The organism is Bifidobacterium platyrrhinorum, assembly GCF_010667645.1.
GTDB classification, from domain to species: Bacteria; Actinomycetota; Actinomycetes; order Actinomycetales; family Bifidobacteriaceae; genus Bifidobacterium; species Bifidobacterium platyrrhinorum.
This window is the reverse complement of record NZ_WHZV01000002.1, coordinates 243,429-262,384: the sequence shown is the minus strand read 5'-3', so window position 1 is coordinate 262,384 and position 18,956 is coordinate 243,429. Positions and strand designations below refer to the sequence as shown.

Here is an 18,956-nt window from a genome sequence, read left to right as displayed (position 1 = left end):
CGATGCGTCAGCGTTCCGTCTTGACGGCGAACACCTTCGCCACGAGACGGCCGATGAGGTTGAGGACCAGCACGATGATGATCAGCACGAGGGCGGCGGCCCAGGCGCGTTCCATCGGGATGGTCGGCACGCAGGCGGAGGTCGCGTGGACCGGGCAGTTCGCGTTGAGCTTCGAGTACTCCTGGTAGACGAACACCGGCAGGGTGGTCATCTGGCCGGAGAACAGGTTCACGTTGGTGCTGGAGATGTAGCCGGCGGTCATGAGCAGCGGGGCGGTCTCGCCGATCACTCGCGCGATGGCGAGGATGCAGCCGGAGACGATGCCCGGCAGGGCGGTGCGCAGCACGATCTTGGTGATCGTGCGCTGCTTGGTGACGCCGAGGGCCAGCGAGGCCTCACGCAGGTCGTTCGGGACGATCTTGAGCATCTCCTCGCAGGACTTGACCACGGTCGGCAGCATCAGCAGGGACAATGCGACGGAACCCTCGATGCCGTTGATGGTGCCGGGGCCGAACACGATGGTGAACATCGAGAAGGCGAACAGGCCGGCGACGATGGACGGGATGCCGCTCATCACGTCGACGAGCAGGGAGATCGTCATGGCGAGCTTGCCGCCGTGCGCGTATTCGACGAGGTACACGGCGCACATGATGCCGATCGGGATGGAGATGACCATGGCGCCGCCGGTGATCTCCAGCGTGCCGATGATGGCGTGGACCACGCCGCCGTAGCCGCCGGACGGGGTCGGGTTGCCGCCGACCACGCCGGTCATGTTGTAGGACAGGAAGTTGAGGTTGAGTCGCTTCAGGCCGTTGACGATGGTCGTCCACAGGACGGAGACCAGCGGGATGCAGGCGATCACGAAGGCCAGGCCGATCAGGCCGGTCATGAAGAGGTCCTTGCGCTTGCGGGAGTTCTCCGAGGAGCGGGTCGGACGGAACTTGTCGAAGTCGATGACGGGCGCGCCGTCGAGGTTCTTCTTCTTGGTTGCTTCAGCCATCAGACGCTCGCTTTCTCGGTGATCTTACGGGCGGCGTAGTTGACCACGAAGGTGATGAGGAACAGGATCAGACCGGTTCCGATCAGCGTGGAGACGCCCAGATCGTTCGCTTCGGGGTACTGCGCGGCGATGTTCGCGGCGATGGTCTGGTTCTGGGAGGCCTGCAGCAGCTTGATGGAGTAGGTGAGGCCCGGGGACAGGATCATCAACACGGCCATCGTCTCGCCGAGCGCGCGGCCGAGGGCCAGCATGGAGGCGGACACGATGCCGGACTTGCCGAACGGGATCACGGCCAGCTTGATCATCTCCCACTTGGTGGCGCCCAGACCGTAGGCGGCCTCCTGTTGGAGGGTCGGGGTCTGGAGGAAGATGTCGCGCGACATGGAGGTGATGATCGGCAGGACCATGACGGCCAGGACGACGGCCACGGTGGCGACCGTGCGCTGCGGGTTGGCGGCCGGGCCGGCGAACAGCGGGATCCAGCCGAGGTAGGTGGCCACCCAGTTCCAGAACGGGTAGATGGCCGGCACGAGGATCAGGCCGCCCCACAGACCGTAGATGACGGAGGGGATGGCGGCGAGCAGGTCGACCACGTAGCTCAGGCCGGTGGCGATCTTCTTCGGCGCGTAGTGCGAGATGAACAGGGCGATGCCGATCGAGATGAAGAACGCGATCAGCAGGGCGAGGATGGAGACGAGCACGGTGCCGAACAGCAGCGGGAGCACGTAGCCCCAGAAGCTGTTGGTCTTGCCGCCGGTGAAGCTCGAGATGGTGGCGCTGTTGGCGGACTGGTCGCCGCCGATGAGGGGCCACGCGCGGAAGAAGAGGAACAGGAACACGGCGGCGAGCACGACGAGGATCAGGATGCCGCAGGCATACGCGATGCCCTTGAACACCTTGTCCGCCGTTTTGCCACCGGCCGGCTGCATGACCGGCGTGTCTTGCGAACTCACGGATTCTCCTTAGTGGAAATGGTGCGTTGTGCGTGTATGGCGTGTACGGATGTACGGGTGACGACCGCCCGGGAGAGGGGTTCTCCGAAACCGGCTATGAGCCGCAGCCGTTCACACGACTGCGGCTCATAGGTGTTGTGCTGTATTCAGATATCAGCGGGGTTCCGATGGACCGCCGTTCCGGCGTCCGGCCGGGAGGGCCGGAGGAGGCGTCGTCACTTGGTCTTGATGGCCTCGATGGACTTGGTGATCTTCGAGGTCAGGCTGGACGGCAGCGGGGCGGAGCTGGCGGCGTCCTGAGCGGCCTTCTGGCCGTCGTCGGAGGTGACGTAGGTGAGCCAGGACTTGGCGAACTCGGCGTTCTTGGCGTCCTTGTAGGCCGGGCAGGCGATCATGTAGGACACGAGGACGATCGGGTAGGCGCCCTTGGCCTCGGTCTCGTGGTTGATCTTGACGACCACGCGGTTCTCACCGGTGGCGGTGTCGTCGAGCTTGGAGTCCTCGATGACCTTGGAGCCGCCCTCGGCGGAGATCTCGTTGTAGGAGTCGCCGACCTTCACGGCCACGGTGCCGAGCTTGCCGACCTGGGAGAAGTCGGCGTAGCCGATGGTGCCGTCGGCCTGCTGCACGGTGGAGATCACGCCCGAGGTGCCCTTGGCGCCCTGGCCGACGGAGTTCGGCCAGTTCTCGGACAGGTCGTAGCTCCAGTCGTTCGGGGCGGCGTCCTTGAAGTAGGAGACGAAGTTCTGCGTGGTGCCGGACTTATCGGAGCGGTGCACGACGGTGATCGGGGTGGCCGGCAGCTTGAGGTCCTTGTTCTGGCTCTGGATGGCGTCGTCGTTCCAGGTGGTGATCTTGCCGTCGAAGATCTTGGCGATGGTGGAGGCGTCCATGTTGATGTGCTTGCCTGCATCGGAAACGCCCTTGAGGTTGAAGACCACGGCGATCGGGGAGATGTAGACCGGCACGTCGAAGGCGGCGCCGGAGGCGCACACGGCCTTGGACTGGGAGACCTCGTCGTCGGACAGGGCCTTGTCGGAACCGGCCCACGCGGTGGCGCCGGTCAGGAAGGTGGAGACGCCCGCGCCGGAGCCGGACGGGTTGTACGCGATCTTGGCGTCCGGGTTGTTGCCCTGGAAGCCGGCGATCCAAGCCTCGACGGCGGCCTGCTGGGAGGAGGCGCCGGCGCCCTGGAAGTCGCCGGAGACCGGCTCGGACTTGGTGGCGGAAGAGCTGGATCCGTTGCTGGAAGTGGATGCGGTGTTGTCGCCGCAGGCCGCGAGACCGGCCAGCATCACAATGCCGGACAGGGCGGCAATGGAGCGAACGAGGACATTCTTGCGCATTGTTTCTTTTCCCTCTATCACTTGCATAAAGCCGGCCCGGGCTTCAATGGACCCACCCGGACCGTCTGTCATTTCTTCTGACATCTACAAGCCTATGGGCGCGAGCGGGGGCCGCGGGCCGAAATCAGTGAACAGACGATGAACAATCCGCGATATGTGCCTACGTCGTTTTCGGGGGTCCCGGCGTAGTTTGGCGACGCCCCTCCCGCAAACGGGGAAAGGCCCTCCATAGGAGAGCCTTTCCAAAACGGATTACACGTGACGAAGTCACGCGGCCGGCTGAGCCGTGAAGCAAACGACCCGGTGGGTCGTTTGTAGGCGAAGGCCTGCCGACAGGCAGGCAAGACGAATCGCGCGTGACCGCAGGTCACGCGGCCGGCTGGTCGATCTTGTATCCCAGGCCGCGCACGGTGGTGAGGTACTTCGGGTGGCTGGGGTCCTCTTCGATCTTGGCGCGCACGCGCTTGACGTGCACGTCGAGGGTCTTGGTGTCGCCCACGTAATCGGAGCCCCAGATGCGGTCGATGAGCTGGTGGCGGGTCATCACGCGCCCCTTGTTCTGCAGCAGGTATTCGAGCAGCTCGAACTCCTTGAGCGGGAAGAACACATTCTCGCCGCGCACGGTGACCTGATGCTGGCCCACCTGCATGGAGATGTCGCCGCACACGAGCGGCAGGTCGTCGCCGTTCGCGGACTGGTCGGCGCTCTGCACCTGCTGGTTGCGGCGCATGACCGCGCGGATGCGGGCGAGCAGCTCGCGGAACGAGTACGGCTTGGTCACGTAGTCGTCGGCGCCGATCTCGAGTCCGACGACCTTGTCGATCTCGGCGGACTTGGCGGTGAGCATGATGATCGGCACGCGGCTCTGCTCGCGGATGCGGCGACACAGCGCGGTGCCGTCGATGCCGGGGAGCATGAGGTCGAGCAGCACGAAGTCGATGCCGCCCTTGGTGAACAGTTCGAGTCCCTCCTCGCCGGTGGCGGCGGCGGAGACGTCGTATCCCTCTCGCGTGAGCTGGTACACCAGCGGTTCCCTGTAGGATTCCTCGTCCTCCACGATCAGAATGCGCGTCATGTTGTGTTCACCCTTCCTTCCGCGATACGTTCCACCATCGTAGTCGTCCGGTCGCTTGCCGTTCCACCGACGTCTCGACTACGTAACGGGATGCGCGCCGGTTCAGTCGGCCTTCGTCGCCGAAACATCAGCGGTCGCAACGGGACCTGCACCGGAACCGGCGCCCGCATCGTCCCGAGAATCGGCGTCCGAATCGGAGGCTACGTCGTCTACGGAACCGCTCGCGGCGGCGCCCGTGGACGACGCCGTGGCCGCGTCGTCGCCGTCGGCGGGAGCCGCCGCGACGAGCGGCGTCTGGTCGGCGGCGAGCGGCAGTTCGACGGTGAACGTGGACCCCTCCCCCTCGTGCGACCACACGGACACCGTGCCGCCGCAGTCGGCCACGCAGTGCTTGACGATGGCGAGGCCCAGGCCGGTGCCGCCGGTGGCGCGCGACCGCGCGGGGTCGACGCGGTAGAAACGTTCGAAGATGCGGTCCAGCGATTCGGCGGGGATGCCGATGCCCTGGTCGATGACGCGGATGCGCACCTTGCCGTCGCGCACGCCCGTCGCGACGCGCACGGTCGTGTGTTCGGGCGAGTAGTGGATCGCGTTCTCGACGAGGTTCTTCACCGCGGTGGTGATCGACTCCTCGTCGCACGAGATGACGGCGTCCGGCTCGCCCGGCACGGCGTGCAACGGCACCTCGACGCCGTCGTAGTGCAGTTCGAGCGCGATGTGGCGGCCGTCGGCCTGCACCTGGTTCTCGGCGATGGCCTTGCGGGCCACCGCGAGCACGCTCAGACGCTTCGGGTCGAGCATCGTGTCCGCGTCCTGCGCCTTCTGCAGGTCGATGAGGCGGTGGACGAGTTCGGTCAGGCGCGTGGACTCCTTCGCCACGCGGCCGGAGAAGTAGCGCACGGCGTCCGGGTCGTCGGCGGCGTCGCCGATCGTCTCGGCGAGCAGGGAGATCGCGCCGGCGGGCGTCTTGAGCTCGTGGGAGACGTTCGTCATGAAGTCGCGTCGCATCGCCTCGAACCGGCGCTGTTCGCTCATGTCGCTCAGGAAGATGGCGTACAGGTCGTCGCCGATCGCGCCGATGCGCACCTTGAGATAGCGGATGTTGGAGGGCATCGTCTCGCCCGCCTGCACGCCGTGGCCGGAGTTGCCGTTCACGCCGGCGGGCGTGCGCACGCCGTCGAGCGGCAGTTCGATCTCGCGTTCGCGCGTCGTGCCGTCCGCGACGACGCGCGCGAGGATGCCGATGGCGTCGTCGTCGGAAAGACGGCCCGATTCGGCGAGCCCGTAGTCGGCCACGCCGTCGGTCGTGTAGCGGACGAACCCTTCGCCGTCGACGAGCATGACGTCCTCGGGGACGGCGCGCGCGAACGCCTCCTCGCATGCGCGCACCGACGGTTCGGCGCCGAACAGCGCCTCGTGCGGATCGAGCGGTTCGGGCACGTGGGGCCGTGACTCGCGCCCGATGATCTCGCCGCGTTCCATGCCGTTGCGGTAGGCGGTGACGGCCGCGACGAACGCGACCGCGACCACCACGCCGAGCACCTGCCACCAGACCATCTGACCCCACCTCTCCGCCGGCCCCGCCGGGCCGTTTGAAGAAAACGTTTGCTCTCCCAGCGTAACGGGCCGGCGCGGAGTGCACGCGTTTCACTACGTAAGTTCAGCAGAAGTTCATCTTGCCGCGGGCGTCACATGCGGCGCAGCATGTCGACGACGAGAGAGGCGGCGGTATCCGCGTACTCGCTGATGTCGAACTCCTTGAACACCTCGTAGTCGGTGTCCGCGTTGTCCGACAGGGCGCGGATGACGAGCGCGGGCACGTCGTTGCGGGCGGCGACCTGCGCGACCGCCGCGCCCTCCATCTCGACCGCGTCGGCGCCCGTGTCGTGGATGACACGGCTCACATGCTCGGGCGAGTCGACGAAGTAGTTGCCGGAGGCGATGATGCCGGTGATGTGCCTGGTTCCGGCGGCATCGAGCGCCTCGTCGGCGAGGTGCAGGAGGTGGTCGTCGGAGTGGAACTCCGTGACGGGCGCGTCCTGCGTGCCGGGCTTCCACTGGCCGACGAGGCGCATGTCGGTGTCGAGGAAGCGCAACGTGCCGCCGAGTACGACGTCGTTGACGTGCAGTTCGCGGTTGAGGTTGCCGGCGATGCCGGAGAAGACGACGGCGTCCGGCGCGTACGTGCTGATGAGGTGCTGGGTGGTCGCGGCGGCGGCCACGAGGCCCATACCGCCCACGGTGGCGACGACGCGGATCTCCTCGCCGTTGTTCGTGCGGATCGTGCCGCGGTTCACGTCGAGGCTGGCGGCGCGGTCGTGCTCGACGCCGTCGAGCGCCTTGGCGATGAGCGCCACCTCCTCGTCCAATGCGCCGATGATCGCGATGGTCCTGGTCATACGAAAACTCCCCTCTGCTCGATGTACGTTCCGCAATCGAGCATAGGGGAGCTTATGGTCAGGGCCGATCAGGCCTCGTAGTCCTTGTCCTTGCTTTCCTTGATGAGGAACAGGGCGATGAGGGCGAGGGCGGCCATGATGGCCATGTACCAGCCGACGGACACCACGGAGCCGGTCTTCTGCACCAGCGCGGTGGCGATGGTCGGGGCGAACGCGCCGCCGAGGATGGCGGCCAGGTTGTAGCTCAGGCCGGCGCCGGAGTAGCGCACGTTGGTCGGGAACAGCTCGGGCAGGTAGGCGCCGCACGGTCCGAACAGGCAGCCCATGAGCGCGAAGCCGACGCACAGGAACACCATCACGGTGAGCACGTTGTGCTGCAGCAGGTGCATCGCGAACAGCGAGAACACGAGCGTCAGGGCGGTGGTGGTGATGAGCACCTTCTTGCGGCCGATGCGGTCGGAGTAGATACAGGAGATGAGGATGAAGATCGCGAAGAAGACCACGGAGGTCATCTGCATGGCGAGGTACTCGTTCTGGCTGAACGGCGGGTTCATGACCTTCACGCCGTAGCTCAGGGACCAGGTGCCGAGCACGTAGAACAGCGTGTAGGTGATGCCCATGGCGAAGGTGCCGAGGAGCACTTCCTTCCAGTACGGCACGAGGGAGCGCAGCGGGTGCTTGACGACGCGGTCGTTGGCGACGGCCTTGCGGAAGATCGGGGTCTCGGTCATGCGCAGACGCACGTACAGGCCGATGGCGACGAGCACGGCGGAGCACAGGAACGGGATGCGCCAGCCCCAGGCCTGCATCTTGTCCGGGCCGAGCGTGGAGTCGAGCAGCAGGTTCAGGCCGTAGGCGCAGAAGAAGCCGATCGGGGCGCCGAGGTTCGGGAAGGAACCGTACAGGGCGCGCTTGTGCGCCGGCGCGTTCTCGGTGGCGACGAGGGCGGCGCCGGACCATTCGCCGGCGAGGCCCACGCCCTGGCAGGCGCGGCAGATGCACAGGATGATGATGGCGGCCATGCCGAACTGGTCATAGCCGGGCAGGCAGCCCACGAGGAACGTGGAGATGCCCATCGTCATCAGGGCCACGACGAGCGTGGTCTTGCGGCCGATCTTGTCGCCGAAGTGGCCGAACAGCATGGAGCCGAACGGGCGGGCGAGGAAGGACACGGCGAACGTGAGGAACGCGAGCATGGTGCCGATGGCCGGGTTGGCCTTGGTGGCGGCCGGGAAGAAGATCGCGCCGAAGTAGCTGGCGGACGCGATGGAATAGCAGTAATTGTCGTAGAACTCGATGGCGGTGCCCACCATGGAGGCGGCGATGATCTCGGGAACCGAGTCCTTCTTCGCCGAGGCGCCCGAAGTGGCGACTGCAGTTGCGGACATAATGGATATACCCCTCTACAGATGAATCTCTCAATCTCGATCCATCCCCGTGCCGCGGCCTGTCGATAGGCGCCGCGATCACGGGCGATGATGCGGGGCGTGCGGGCGCGGACCGAAGGCTTGTGGCTGCAGCGGCGTCCGCACACCGCTGTGCTGGTGTATAGGTCTACTCGCGTGGCGAAGGCTGTGGTGATGCTGCTCACATAGTGAGCAGCCCGTCAGCGCCAGCGGCGCGTGGCCACCGCCTCGGCGAGTTCGCGCAGCAGGGTCTCCGTATCCTGCCAGCTCAGGCATTTGTCGGTGATCGACTTGCCGTAGACGAGCTTGTCGAGCGGGGCGGCCGGCTGGTTGCCGCCCTCGAGGAAGCTTTCCATCATCACGCCGGTGATGCCGCGCTCGCCGTTCGCGATGCGCCCGGCGATCTCGCGCACGACCTGCGCCTGGCGATGCTCGTCCTTGCCGGAGTTGCCGTGCGAGCAGTCGACGATGAGCCCGTGCGCGGCCGCCGAATCGGCGGGCATGCGCTTGCGGATCGTCTCCAGGGCGGCGGCGATGTCCTCGCGCGAGTAGTTCGGGCCGGAACTCGAGCCGCGCAGCACGACGTGGCAGTCCGGGTTGCCGAGCGTCTTGACCACGGCGGCGCGGCCGAGATGGTCGATGCCGAAGAACGTGTGCTGCTGCGCGGCGGCGAAGCACGAGTCGGACGCGGCCTTGACCGAGCCGTCGGTCGCGTTCTTGAAGCCGATGGGCATCGACAGGCCGGAGGCGAGCTGGCGGTGCACCTGGCTTTCGGTGTTGCGCGCACCGATCGCGCCCCAGCTGACCGCGTCGGCGATGAACTGCGGGCTGGTCGGCTCGAGGAACTCGGTGGCGGCGGCGAGACCCTCACCCAGCACGCCGAGCAGGGTTCTGCGCGCCAGCAGCAGGCCCTTGCGGATGTTGCACGAGCCGTCGATGTCCGGATCGTTGATCAGGCCCTTCCAGCCGACCGTGGTGCGCGGCTTCTCGAAGTACACGCGCATGACGATGAGCAGCTCGCCGTCGAGTTCGTCCTTGAGCTTCGCGAGGCGGCGCGCGTAGTCGAGCGCCGCGGCCGGGTCGTGCACCGAGCACGGGCCCACGACGACGAGCAGACGGTCGTCCTGCCCGTACAGGCAGGCGCGGATCTCGTCGCGCGAGTAGGCGACGATCTCCTGCGCCTCGGCGCTGAGCGGCAGGTCGGCGAGCACCTGCGCCGGGGTGGGCAGCACCTCGAACTCGAGCACGCGGCGGTTCACGATGCGGCTGACGCCGACCTGGTCCTCCCAACGCGGCACGTCCGTGGTGACGAGCGGGTTCTTGCCCGCGTCCATCGCCTCGCGGATGGCCTTGAGATCCTCCGGCTTGTTCAATGGCTGCTGCTGCATGACGTCTGTGCTCTCCCTACGCTCACGGTTCCAGCCCCTAGCATAGCCGAGCCCTTGCAGCGAACGGTTCTCAATAAGTTCCGTGCGGGGCGACCGCACATTCCCGCACGATACGCACATCGCCCGCAACGGCGGGAAACGGCCGTTGCGGGCGATGCCATGTTCGATCAACGGTGCGGCGAACCTTGCACTCAGCGGGCGGCGCGACGGGCGCTGACCGCGTCGGCCAGCGTGTGCAGCAGCTCCTCGGTGCGGTCCCACGGCACGCAGGAGTCGGTGACCGACTGGCCGTAGACCAGCTGGTCGAGCGGCGCCGGCTTCTGGTGGCCGGCGACGAGGAAGCTCTCCATCATCACGCCGAGGATGCCCGGTTCGCCTTCGGCGACGCGCTGGGCGATCTCCTCGATCACCTCGGCCTCGCGCACCTCGTCCTTGCCGCAGTTGCCATGGGCCGCGTCGATGATGAGGCCGTGCTCGCTGGGGCCGGACGCCTTCGACTTCTTCAGGTCGGCCAGCGCCTGGGCCACGGACGCCTTGTCGTAGTTGGGCCCGTGGTTCGAACCGCGCAGCACCAGATGGCAGTCCGGGTTGCCCTTCGTCTCCGCGGAGATGACGCGGCCGTCCAGGTTGATGGACAGGAAGTGGTGTTCGAACGCGGCCGCGTAGCAGGAGTCGGCGGCCGGCTTGATCGAGCCGTCGGTCGCGTTCTTGAAGCCCACCGGCATCGACAGGCCGGAGGCGAGTTCGCGGTGCACCTGCGATTCGGTGTTGCGCGCGCCGATCGCGCCCCAGCTGATGAGGTCGCAGATGTACTGCGGGGTGATCGGGTCCAGCCATTCGGTCGCGGTGGGCAGCCCGAGGTTGAGCACGTCGGTGAGCACCTTGCGCGCCAGCCACATGCCCTTGCGGATGTTGAAGCGGCCGTCCAGGTCGGGGTCGTTGATCAGGCCCTTCCAACCGATCGTGGTGCGCGGCTTCTCGAAGTAGACGCGCATGACGATGAGCAGACGGTCGTTGAGCTCGCGATTCACGGCGGCGAGCTTCTCCGCGTACTCGTGCGCCGCCTTCGGATCGTGGATGGAGCACGGGCCCACGATGACGAGCAGACGGTCGTCGCGACCGTGCAGCACGTCGCGGATCTGCTGGCGGGACGTGAGCACCAGTTCGCTCATCGCGTCGGTGAGCGGAAGCTCCCTGAGGAACGCGCGGGGCGCGGGGATCGGGTCGAGCTGGCGGATGTTGACGTCGACGGTCTCGGGAAAGACGGCCTGCTCCCCCAAACGCTGTGCGTCCACGGAACTGTCCGGGCCACGAAGTGCTGCCATGCCGACTCTCCTTTCTTGACCATCAAGTCTCTTGACCATAAGTCATATCGTTCGATGCGCCGCACGGTGCGGCGACCACTTCACTGTAGTTGTCGATGTCCGAAACGCGAAACCGGCCGGCCGTTTCTTGGAACGGCCGGCCGGAATGGCGGGGGGTGCCCGGGTCTACGCGATCACGCGCGCTTGCGCAGCATCAGGGCCGCGCCGCCGGCGACCAGCGCCACCGCGGCCGCGACGACGACGCCGATCACGGCGGCGCCGGTGTTCGCGGTGGAGCCGGTCTTCTTGGCCGGCTTCTTCGCGGTCGCGGAGCCGGCGGGCTTGGACTGCTGCTGGGACGGCTTGGACGCGCCGGGCGTGCCGTCCTTGATCGTCACCGTGAACCGGGCGCGCGCGCCACGGCTGAAGACCACCGTGACCGTGCCGGTGCTGCCGGTCTTCTTGCCGTTGAGCAGGTCGCTGGACAGGGTCAGGCCGGAATCCGTCACGGTGTAGTCCGTGCCGGCGGCGAGCGGGTGCTCGTCGTACCGCACCTCGTCGACGCCGGCGCCGTTGAAGGCAATGCCGACGTTCAGCCCCTTATGGTTGGCGGCCTTGGATTCGGCGTCGTACTTGTCGTACGTGAAGGCGTTGCGCTCCAACTGCGCGTTCGCGTCGTCGCCGGAACCGTCGTCGATCTTCCAGATCTGCGTGCCGTGGTACGGGTTGGCGGTGCCGATGTTCAGACCGGTGTCGGTGACCGCGAACACACGCAGGCCGTGGTTGTTGTTGTCGCCAAGGCCGTTGCGGGTGACGGTGCTGAAGTGCACGCCGTCGGCGCTGGTCACCAGGTCGAAGCCGCGCTTCTCCTTGGTGGCGGAGCTCAGGTACTTCATGGTGCCCACGAAGTAGCCGAAGTTCTCCACGTTCGCCTGCGTGAGCCACTCGTCGAAGGACTTGACGAGGGAGTCCGGCAGGTTGGCGCGGTTCTTCTCGAGCAGGTCGCGCAGCTGGGTCAGCTGGTTGTAGAAGCGTTCGCGGTCCTGCGCCGACGGGGCGGCGTCGGCGGAGTACGTGGTCACGCCGTCGGCGGAGGCCGTGGCGGGGGCGGCGGTCAGGTCGCCCTGCATGTCGCCGAGCAGCGTCTGCATCCGTTCGACGTCGGACTGCACGGCCTGCGCGTCGCCGTCGGCGGAAAGCGTGGCGGCCTTGAGGTCGTCCTCGCTCGCCGGGGCGGTCGCCTCGGAGGAGGATTCGTCGGACTGCGCCGCGGCGTCGGACTGCTGGCCGGCGGACTGGCCATCGGACTGCTGGCCGGCGGACTGGCCGTCGGACGAGGCGGACGTCCCCTGCTTCTTGTCCTTCTTGTCGTTCTGACTCTTGCGCAGCGCCTCGATGAACGCCTTGACGTAGTCGATCTGCTTCTGCCACTCCTCGGGCGTGCGGTGCAGGATGTCGCCGTTCGCGAACTGCGTCGCCGGGTAGGCGAGGTCGCTGATGTCGAAGGTGCCGGCGTACAGCTTGCCGTCATAGGACTGCATGCGCCACACGTACTGGTTGAGGAAGCGGCTCGCCTCGTCGTCGCTTCCCAGGCCGGCCCTCATCGTCGCGCCGTCGATGGTGCCGATCGGGCCTTCGGGGAACGCGTCGTTCGCCTCGCCCGCGACCATCTGGAAACGCTCGTCGGCGTCCATGCGCCACAGGTTCACCGGGCTGTTGAGGTCCTTGTAGAGGTTCTCGAACTTGAACTGCATGGCGTCCGGCAGGGCCACCATCGGATCGTTGTAGCCGCCGATGTACAGATGGTCCTTGTAGACCACGAGGTTGGCCGCGCCGGAACGGTCCGCGCCGAAGCCGAAGTCGTATGCGGCGCCCTGCGCCTTGTCGCCGACGAGCAGCTTGTAGTCCCAGCGGCCGGTCGCCTTGGGGGTCGCGCGGAACAGCGCGAAGGAACGCTTGCCGCCGTTCTTGCCGGTGACCACGGTCACGTACATGCGGCCGTCGAAGCCGACCATATCCCAGATGGCGCCGCCGAAGATCTCATCGGTGTAGTGGTAGGCCGGGTAGTCGAGCAGATCCTGCTGCGTGCCGACGATGCGGAACGAATCCTGGCCGGCGGACGGATCCGAGGAGGCCACGATGTAGGCGCCGCTCTCGTTGTCGCCGTACTGGCCGATCATGCTGGCGACCAGCTGGTCGCCGACGACCGCCAGGCCGCGGATGCCCACCGACATGGTGCGGTCGGCGACCTTGCCGCTGGTGTACACGGTCTTGACCGCGTCGGTGGCCGGGTCGACCTCGACCAGGTACGGGGTCGGCTGCGCGGAGGCCGCGAAGTAGAGCTTGTCGTGGAATTCGATGGCGGAGCGGTAGCCGGACACGCTCACGCCGTTCACGTTGCGGATCGGGCCCTGCACGATGCGCACTTCGCCGGTGCGGGTGTTGATCTTGAGCAGCAGGCTATGGTTCTCGCCGCTGTCCAGGAACAGGTTGCCGTTGAACAGGGCGTCGATGCCGGCCTTCAGCGTGGCGTAGTCGGTGCGCAGCTGGGAGGCCATGATCTTGAGCGTGCTGCCCATCGCGGAGTAGCAGGTGCCGACGTACATCCAGTCGCCGTAGCCCACGGCGGACCAGGAGTAGCTCTGGCCGCGGTCGTTGGTGCCCTCGCCGGCGGTGGGATTGCCGTTCGCGTCCACGTTGAGGATGCCGTCGTCGGCGCCCAACGCGGCATCCGGGTGGGAGATCTTCGTGGCGCTGTAGCCGCCCTGCTGCGGGACGGTGACGCCGGGAGCCTGCGCGGCGGACGCGGTCGCGGCGCCGGTGGCGATCATCGTGATTGACGCGAGCGCGGCAATCACGGCCTTGCACAAGCCATGTCGCATGATATGGGACCCTTCCTCTCGACATGCGGAAAACTGCATGGAATCGTGCCCATGTTCCCACGCGCCGGGGAACAACAGGAGACGTAGGGGGAAACGGACGGCGTGTAGCGGGTGAAGGGGAAACGCGGGAGGGAGGGATTGGCGGTGGATGGAAGGAGGAACGAGGTGGCGTTGCGGCGGAAGCCGGGTTCGCGGGGAACCGGATTCACCGGAAGCCGAGGCGGATATGACAACGGCCGGCCGTTTCCTGGAACGGCCGGCCGGAATGGTCGGGAGCTCTTCGCGTATCAGGGTTCTTCCTCGCGCCGGGCTATCGTCCGTCGCTCGGCGCACTCGCCTTTCATGCCAAAGCTCTCCGAGCCCTGCAATTACGGACTCGCCTGCGGCGAGACCCAGACCTGCCCTCGCCGTGCCCCGCAGCCTCACGACTGCGGGCCATGCCTACGGACAGCCCACCGGGCTGTCCGCTATACGGCATGTCGGCTCGGGAGCTCTCGCCTTCAGGCGAGAGCTCCCATCGGATCCCACGCAGGCAGGGAGATGGCGGGCTCTTCGAGGGCCTTGAGGTACTCCTCGGGCAGGAGCGCCTTGGGGACGGCGACCTCGTAGACGTACTCGGTGAACCAGTCGTCGCTCATCGTGAAGTAGCCCTTGTCGGCGATCTTCGCGCCCCAGGAGTTCTCGACGCGCCAACGGCGGGTGGAGCCGTCCTCGGCGACGTCCACGCCGGCGAAGGCCATCGCGTGGTTCATCGCGGAGTCGGCGAAGCGCACGCGCTCCTCCTTGTCGAGGTCGAAGTCGAAGTCGTAGATCGAACCGTACTCGAACAGGTCGGTCGCCCACGCGCCGGACTCGCGGTCCATGAACGGGTGGCAGTCGGCGCCGAACCACACCGGGATGCCCTGCTCGACGAGGATCTTCTTCACGCAGTCCTTCATGAACCGGTTCGGCACGTTGAGGTACTCGGTGGCGTCGCCGCCGGCCACGTTGCCCAGGTGCTCGATGGCGATCTTCTTGCCCTTCGGGTGCTCCTTGCGCGGATCGTCGACGAGGCAGACGTAGCTTTCCAGATCGGCGGAGCCCACGTACTTCTTCCAGAACTCCTGCGGCATGATCTCGCCGTCGCGGTGGAACTCGCCGTCCTTGTCGGTCCACTCCCAGTCGAAGGAGACCGGCGGCTCGCCCAGGTGGATGGTGAGGATGCGGTGGCCGGCGGCGCGCGCCTCGGTGATGACCTCGTCGATGCGAGCGTCCTCGCCGGCGGCGTTCGCGGCGAACATGCGCGCAACGGCGGTGTGCAGCATGTGGCGCAGCTGCGTGTTCATCGCGCCCGTGTTCTTCGAGGAGGCGGTCTCCGGGTAAAGGTCCTTCGGCACGGCGCCGTACTTCTTGTACACGTTCATCGCCATGGTCCACTGGCCGCCGTCGCCCATCACGTCGGCGAGCAGGTGCTGGACGAGACGGGAGTCGGCGGGCTCGCCGGCGCGCACGAGGGTGGCCACGTCCTGCAGGAAGTAGTTGACGCGCTCGAGCTTGTCGTAGTACATGGCGTAGTTCTGCGAGAACTCGAACTCCTTGAGGTTCAGGTTCTTCTTGGCCACGAAGCGCGCCACGTTCAGCGAGCTGAACAGCCAGCAACGGCCGGAACGGTCCTGGTGGGTGGCCTCGCCGTTGTCCACGACAGTGGAGAAGCGGCGCTGCAGCAGACGGGCGCGGTCGTAGTTCTTGGCGACGGTGTCGATTCCGGCGGCGGTCACCGCGTTCATCGCCATGCGGTTGGTGCCGTCCGCGTCGAACTCCTCGCGCAGGGCGTTCAGCGCGTCGCCGTTCAGCGGCTGCAGAGTGGTCATGTCTGATATCTCCTTTGTGTTCGACCTTGTGGGTTGATAACCGCCATAAGCTTACTCGCCGCGACGGGCATGCGAAAACGGGCGGCCCCGCGCATTCCTGACCATGCGCGGGACCGCCCGTGTGATGCCTATCGGCCTCCCGGCCGCCGTCTTATCGACGACCGGTCACGACCGGCTCACTGCTGGTCGGCCGGCTGCCCGCCCTCGCCGGACTCGGCCGGCTGCTGCTGCGGCGCCTCGGCGTCCCCGCCCTCGCCGGAGTCCTCGGCCTGCTCGCCGGGGACCGCGTTCTTCACCGGGACGCTGGGCGCGCCGGTGCCCTCGCCGGACAGGAATCCGGAGAACGCGTTGGCGAACATGGAACGCAGCTCGGTGACGCGCTGCGTGATCTGCGCCTCGCGCTGCTGCAGCTCGGCGATGTGGCTCTTGAGACCGTCGAGCTCGGTCTGGGCGGCCGCGCGGCGCTCCTCGATCTGCGCCTCGGCGTCCTCGCCCGCCTTCTTGAGGATCGCGGCGGCCTGGGCGTCCGCCTCGGAACGCTTGCCGGCCGCGTAGGTGTCGGCCTCCTCGCGCACGGTCTTGGCCTGGCCGACCAGCTCGTCGGCCTCCTTCTTGGCGGCGGTGCGGCGCTCCTCGAGGTTGTCGAGCAGCTCGCTGACCTTCTTGGTGGCCTCCTCCTGCTGGGCGGCGATGTCGGTGCGGATCTGCTCGACCTCGGCGTTGACCTGGCTCATCGTCTTGGTGCGGTTCACCTCGGCGTCGTCGGTGATCTCCTGGGCTTTCGACTTGGCCTCGTCGGTGATCTCGCCGGCCTTGCGCTGGGCGTCGGTCATCATCTTGGAGACCTGCTCGCGCACGTCGGCGAGCTTCTTGTTCGCCTCGGCGAGCGCGGCCTCGATCTGGTCGTTGGCCTCGGACTTGAGACGGGAGAGCTCCTCGTTGGTGCTCTTGCGCTGGGCAGCGATCTGCGCGGTGGCGGTGGCCTTGAGGTCGGACAGCTCGCGTTCCTGGGAGGCGCGCTCGGAGGCGAGCTTCTTGTCGTGCTCCTCGCGGGAGTTGCTCAGCTCGAGTTCGACGGTCTGGCGCTGCTCGGTGACGTTCTTCGCGGTCTCGGCGCGCAGCTGGGCGGCGTCGTTCTTGGCCGTGGTGGTGATGGTCTCGGCCTCGCTGTTGGCGCGTTCGAGGATGGAGGCCGCCTTCTGGTTGGCGTCGTCGACGATGTGCTGGGCGTCGAGCTTGGCGTTGTTGATGAGCGTCTGGGCCTGGGCCTGGGCGGCCTTGCGCGTGGTGGAGGCGTCCGCCTTGGCGCGCTCGAGCAGCTCGGAGCTGGTCTGTTCGGCGGAGGCGAGCATCTGCTGGGCGTTGGCGCCGAGGGAGGCGAAGCTGTTGTTGGCGGGCTTGCGCTTCTTCTCCTCCTCGAGCTGGGCCTGCAGCTGCAGGATGCGGTCGTCGTTCGCGGCGATCTGCTCGCGCATGCCGGCGAGGGTCTGCTGCGCCTGGTGCACGCTTTCCTGCGCGGCGGCGAAGGCCTCGTCCACCTTGTCCTTGTCGTAACCCCTCAACACGATCGGGAACTGATCCATGCTCTTGATCCTTTCGGCTGCATCACATCGCTCTACCCTTGTTGCCCATGCGGGCGCATTCGTGCAAAATCGTAGCCCATCATGGCTGGAAACAGGCTGAATGCCCGGGGAATGCACACAGCATTACCCACTTTTGTTCGACCGCGTGTCACGCCCCGTCATGCGCGCCGCGCGCGAAGGCCCTCAGGCGATGAGGATGTCCTCGGAGCTGGGCCGGCGGTAGTAGCGCACGGCCTCGCGCACCACGTCGCCGCCGGCGGCGACCAGCTGGCGCAGAGGCAGCCCGTGCTGCGGATGGGGGGACTCGTTGATGAGCGGCAGGCTCACGAACCCGGCGAGCACCTTCTCCTGGCCGTGCGCCCAGTTGAGCAGGTTGTAGAACAGCGAGTTGCACACGAACGTGCCCGCGTCGGAGCTCAGGGTGGCGGGGATCGCGTCGCGGGAGAAATCGGCGAGGATCGCGCGCAGCGGCAGGCGCGTCCAGTACGCGCCCGGTCCGTCCGGGTCGATGGGCGCGCGCCGCGGCGTCACGTTGTCGACGTCCGGTTTGGCGGCGTCCATGAGGTTCGTGGCGCAGCGTTCCAGCATCACGCCGCGCGCCGCATGCTTGAGTCCGGTGGCGATGACGATGTTCGGCCGCGTCTCCTCGATGGTGCCGAGCAGCGTGGGCCACGCCTTCGCGAAGCTGACGGGCAGGCTCACCGCGTGGATGGTCAGGTCCACGTCGTCGAGCCCGTCCACGCCCTGTTCGGCGAGGATGCGCGGCACTTCGGAGGAGGGGTTGACGCGGACGTCCTCGTAATGGTCGAAGCCGGAGATCACGACACTGAGCTGTTGCATGGCACCCAGTGTACCCGCCGGGAGCCGGCCGCGGGACGTCCCACCCGCACCGTCCGCGCTCAGCGGCGGTGCATCTGGGCGGCGGCCCCGGCGAACATCGCGTGCATGCGCGCCTTCGCCTCCTCGCGCGTCATGTGGTGCGTGAGGTCGGCGGCGATGCGCTCGGCGACGGGGATGTCCGCCATCGTGGTGATCTTGAGGTTCGTCTCGGAACCGGAGACGATCGCGACCGGCTCGCCAGGCATGTAGTCGACCACGACGCGCGTGTCGTCGGTCGGGTGGAAGTCGGGGTCGGCGGCGGCCAGCTCGTAGGCGCGGCGGATGGTCGCGAAACGGAACGACTGCGGGGTCTGCGCGCGGTAGGTGTCCGGGCGGTCGGGCACGCTCGCCACGACCTTGCGGTCGCCCAGGTCGCGGGTGAGCAGGACGGTGTCGGTGGACGCGAACGCGACGGTCGCGGCGCGGAATTCGTCGAGCGCGGCGATCGAGCCGTCGATGGCCTCCTGCGCGACGAACGGGCGCACCGCGTCGTGGATGAGGATCTTCGCCTCGTCGGGGATGCCGGCGGAGGCGAGCATGTCGAGCGCGGCGGCCGTGCTGTCGACGCGCTCGGCGCCGCCGTCGATGACGACGCGCACCTTGCCGTAGCCGTTCTCGCCGATGAGCTCCTCGACCGTGGCGCGCACCTTCGGGTTGACGACCACGACGATGTCGGTGACGCGCGCGCAGCGTTCGAACGCCTCGATGCTCCAGCACACGATGGGCTTGCCGCCCACGGAGACGAGCTGCTTGGGGTTGTCCGGGTCGAAACGGGTGCCGAATCCCGCGGCGAGCACCACCGCCACGACGGGTGCGGCCTGCGCGGTCTGGGGGGTATGCGGTTCGGGCGTGGAAGCGGTCATATCGGCACTCTCTGGTCTCTCTTCGGTC

General features: G+C 67.2%; 14 protein-coding genes. All 14 read right to left on the bottom strand.

Features of this window, described 5'->3' with window-relative positions; all coding sequences use genetic code 11:
• Window positions 1-7: 7 nt before the first annotated feature.
• Window positions 8-1,000 (bottom strand): phosphate ABC transporter permease PstA, encoded by a 993-nt coding sequence (gene pstA, locus GFD21_RS04325; protein WP_163196708.1) that lies wholly within the window; start codon window positions 998-1,000, stop codon window positions 8-10.
• Window positions 1,000-1,953: a phosphate ABC transporter permease subunit PstC gene (gene pstC, locus GFD21_RS04320; RefSeq protein ID WP_318643732.1), complete on the bottom strand. Its 954-nt coding sequence runs from the start codon at window positions 1,951-1,953 to the stop codon at window positions 1,000-1,002. The genes pstA and pstC overlap by 1 nt, the downstream gene beginning before the upstream one ends.
• Before the next feature lie 215 nt (window positions 1,954-2,168).
• Entirely contained in the window at window positions 2,169-3,299 is a 1,131-nt protein-coding gene (locus tag GFD21_RS04315) for a phosphate ABC transporter substrate-binding protein PstS (RefSeq protein WP_163196707.1), read from the bottom strand.
• 367 nt (window positions 3,300-3,666) lie between these two features.
• Window positions 3,667-4,374: a response regulator transcription factor gene (locus GFD21_RS04310; protein ID WP_163196706.1), complete on the bottom strand. Its 708-nt coding sequence runs from the start codon at window positions 4,372-4,374 to the stop codon at window positions 3,667-3,669.
• 102 nt (window positions 4,375-4,476) lie between these two features.
• Window positions 4,477-5,931 carry a sensor histidine kinase gene (locus GFD21_RS04305; RefSeq protein ID WP_163196705.1) on the bottom strand — a complete coding sequence of 485 codons (1,455 nt, stop codon included), beginning with the start codon at window positions 5,929-5,931 and terminating at the stop codon, window positions 4,477-4,479.
• A 131-nt stretch (window positions 5,932-6,062) separates the two neighbouring features.
• Window positions 6,063-6,773, bottom strand: a complete 711-nt coding sequence (mtnN, locus tag GFD21_RS04300; protein WP_163196704.1) for a 5'-methylthioadenosine/S-adenosylhomocysteine nucleosidase — start codon at window positions 6,771-6,773, stop codon at window positions 6,063-6,065.
• Between the two features lie 68 nt (window positions 6,774-6,841).
• Window positions 6,842-8,161 (bottom strand): MFS transporter, encoded by a 1,320-nt coding sequence (locus GFD21_RS04295; protein ID WP_163196703.1) that lies wholly within the window; start codon window positions 8,159-8,161, stop codon window positions 6,842-6,844.
• A gap of 218 nt (window positions 8,162-8,379) precedes the next feature.
• A complete protein-coding gene (locus tag GFD21_RS04290) occupies window positions 8,380-9,567 on the bottom strand; it encodes a 3-deoxy-7-phosphoheptulonate synthase (protein WP_163196702.1) in 1,188 nt (395 codons plus the stop codon).
• 191 nt (window positions 9,568-9,758) lie between these two features.
• Window positions 9,759-10,892, bottom strand: a complete 1,134-nt coding sequence (locus GFD21_RS04285) for a 3-deoxy-7-phosphoheptulonate synthase (protein WP_163196701.1) — start codon at window positions 10,890-10,892, stop codon at window positions 9,759-9,761.
• Window positions 10,893-11,065: 173 nt separating this feature from the next.
• Window positions 11,066-13,753 carry a X2-like carbohydrate binding domain-containing protein gene (locus tag GFD21_RS04280; protein WP_163196700.1) on the bottom strand — a complete coding sequence of 896 codons (2,688 nt, stop codon included), beginning with the start codon at window positions 13,751-13,753 and terminating at the stop codon, window positions 11,066-11,068.
• 500 nt (window positions 13,754-14,253) lie between these two features.
• Window positions 14,254-15,603: a C1 family peptidase gene (locus tag GFD21_RS04275; protein ID WP_163196699.1), complete on the bottom strand. Its 1,350-nt coding sequence runs from the start codon at window positions 15,601-15,603 to the stop codon at window positions 14,254-14,256.
• 176 nt (window positions 15,604-15,779) lie between these two features.
• Window positions 15,780-17,186: a cell division protein gene (locus GFD21_RS04270; RefSeq protein WP_225431649.1), complete on the bottom strand. Its 1,407-nt coding sequence runs from the start codon at window positions 17,184-17,186 to the stop codon at window positions 15,780-15,782.
• 183 nt (window positions 17,187-17,369) lie between these two features.
• Complete coding sequence (locus GFD21_RS04265) at window positions 17,370-18,026, bottom strand: pyroglutamyl-peptidase I (protein WP_163196698.1); 657 nt, start codon at window positions 18,024-18,026, stop codon at window positions 17,370-17,372.
• A gap of 59 nt (window positions 18,027-18,085) precedes the next feature.
• Window positions 18,086-18,928, bottom strand: a complete 843-nt coding sequence (locus GFD21_RS04260) for an IspD/TarI family cytidylyltransferase (RefSeq protein ID WP_163196697.1) — start codon at window positions 18,926-18,928, stop codon at window positions 18,086-18,088.
• Between the last annotated feature and the right edge of the window lie 28 nt (window positions 18,929-18,956).

Coding starts and splice junctions, on each gene's coding strand:
- pstA (WP_163196708.1), bottom strand. CDS start 1,000: ATGGCTGAAGCAACCAAGAAGAAGAACCTCGACGGCGCGCCCGTCATC.
- GFD21_RS04305 (WP_163196705.1), bottom strand. CDS start 5,931: ATGGTCTGGTGGCAGGTGCTCGGCGTGGTGGTCGCGGTCGCGTTCGTC.
- GFD21_RS04270 (WP_225431649.1), bottom strand. CDS start 17,186: ATGGATCAGTTCCCGATCGTGTTGAGGGGTTACGACAAGGACAAGGTG.
- GFD21_RS04260 (WP_163196697.1), bottom strand. CDS start 18,928: ATGACCGCTTCCACGCCCGAACCGCATACCCCCCAGACCGCGCAGGCC.
- mtnN (WP_163196704.1), bottom strand. CDS start 6,773: ATGACCAGGACCATCGCGATCATCGGCGCATTGGACGAGGAGGTGGCG.
- GFD21_RS04265 (WP_163196698.1), bottom strand. CDS start 18,026: ATGCAACAGCTCAGTGTCGTGATCTCCGGCTTCGACCATTACGAGGAC.
- GFD21_RS04310 (WP_163196706.1), bottom strand. CDS start 4,374: ATGACGCGCATTCTGATCGTGGAGGACGAGGAATCCTACAGGGAACCG.
- GFD21_RS04290 (WP_163196702.1), bottom strand. CDS start 9,567: ATGCAGCAGCAGCCATTGAACAAGCCGGAGGATCTCAAGGCCATCCGC.
- GFD21_RS04315 (WP_163196707.1), bottom strand. CDS start 3,299: ATGCGCAAGAATGTCCTCGTTCGCTCCATTGCCGCCCTGTCCGGCATT.
- GFD21_RS04285 (WP_163196701.1), bottom strand. CDS start 10,892: ATGGCAGCACTTCGTGGCCCGGACAGTTCCGTGGACGCACAGCGTTTG.
- GFD21_RS04295 (WP_163196703.1), bottom strand. CDS start 8,161: ATGTCCGCAACTGCAGTCGCCACTTCGGGCGCCTCGGCGAAGAAGGAC.
- GFD21_RS04280 (WP_163196700.1), bottom strand. CDS start 13,753: ATGCGACATGGCTTGTGCAAGGCCGTGATTGCCGCGCTCGCGTCAATC.
- GFD21_RS04275 (WP_163196699.1), bottom strand. CDS start 15,603: ATGACCACTCTGCAGCCGCTGAACGGCGACGCGCTGAACGCCCTGCGC.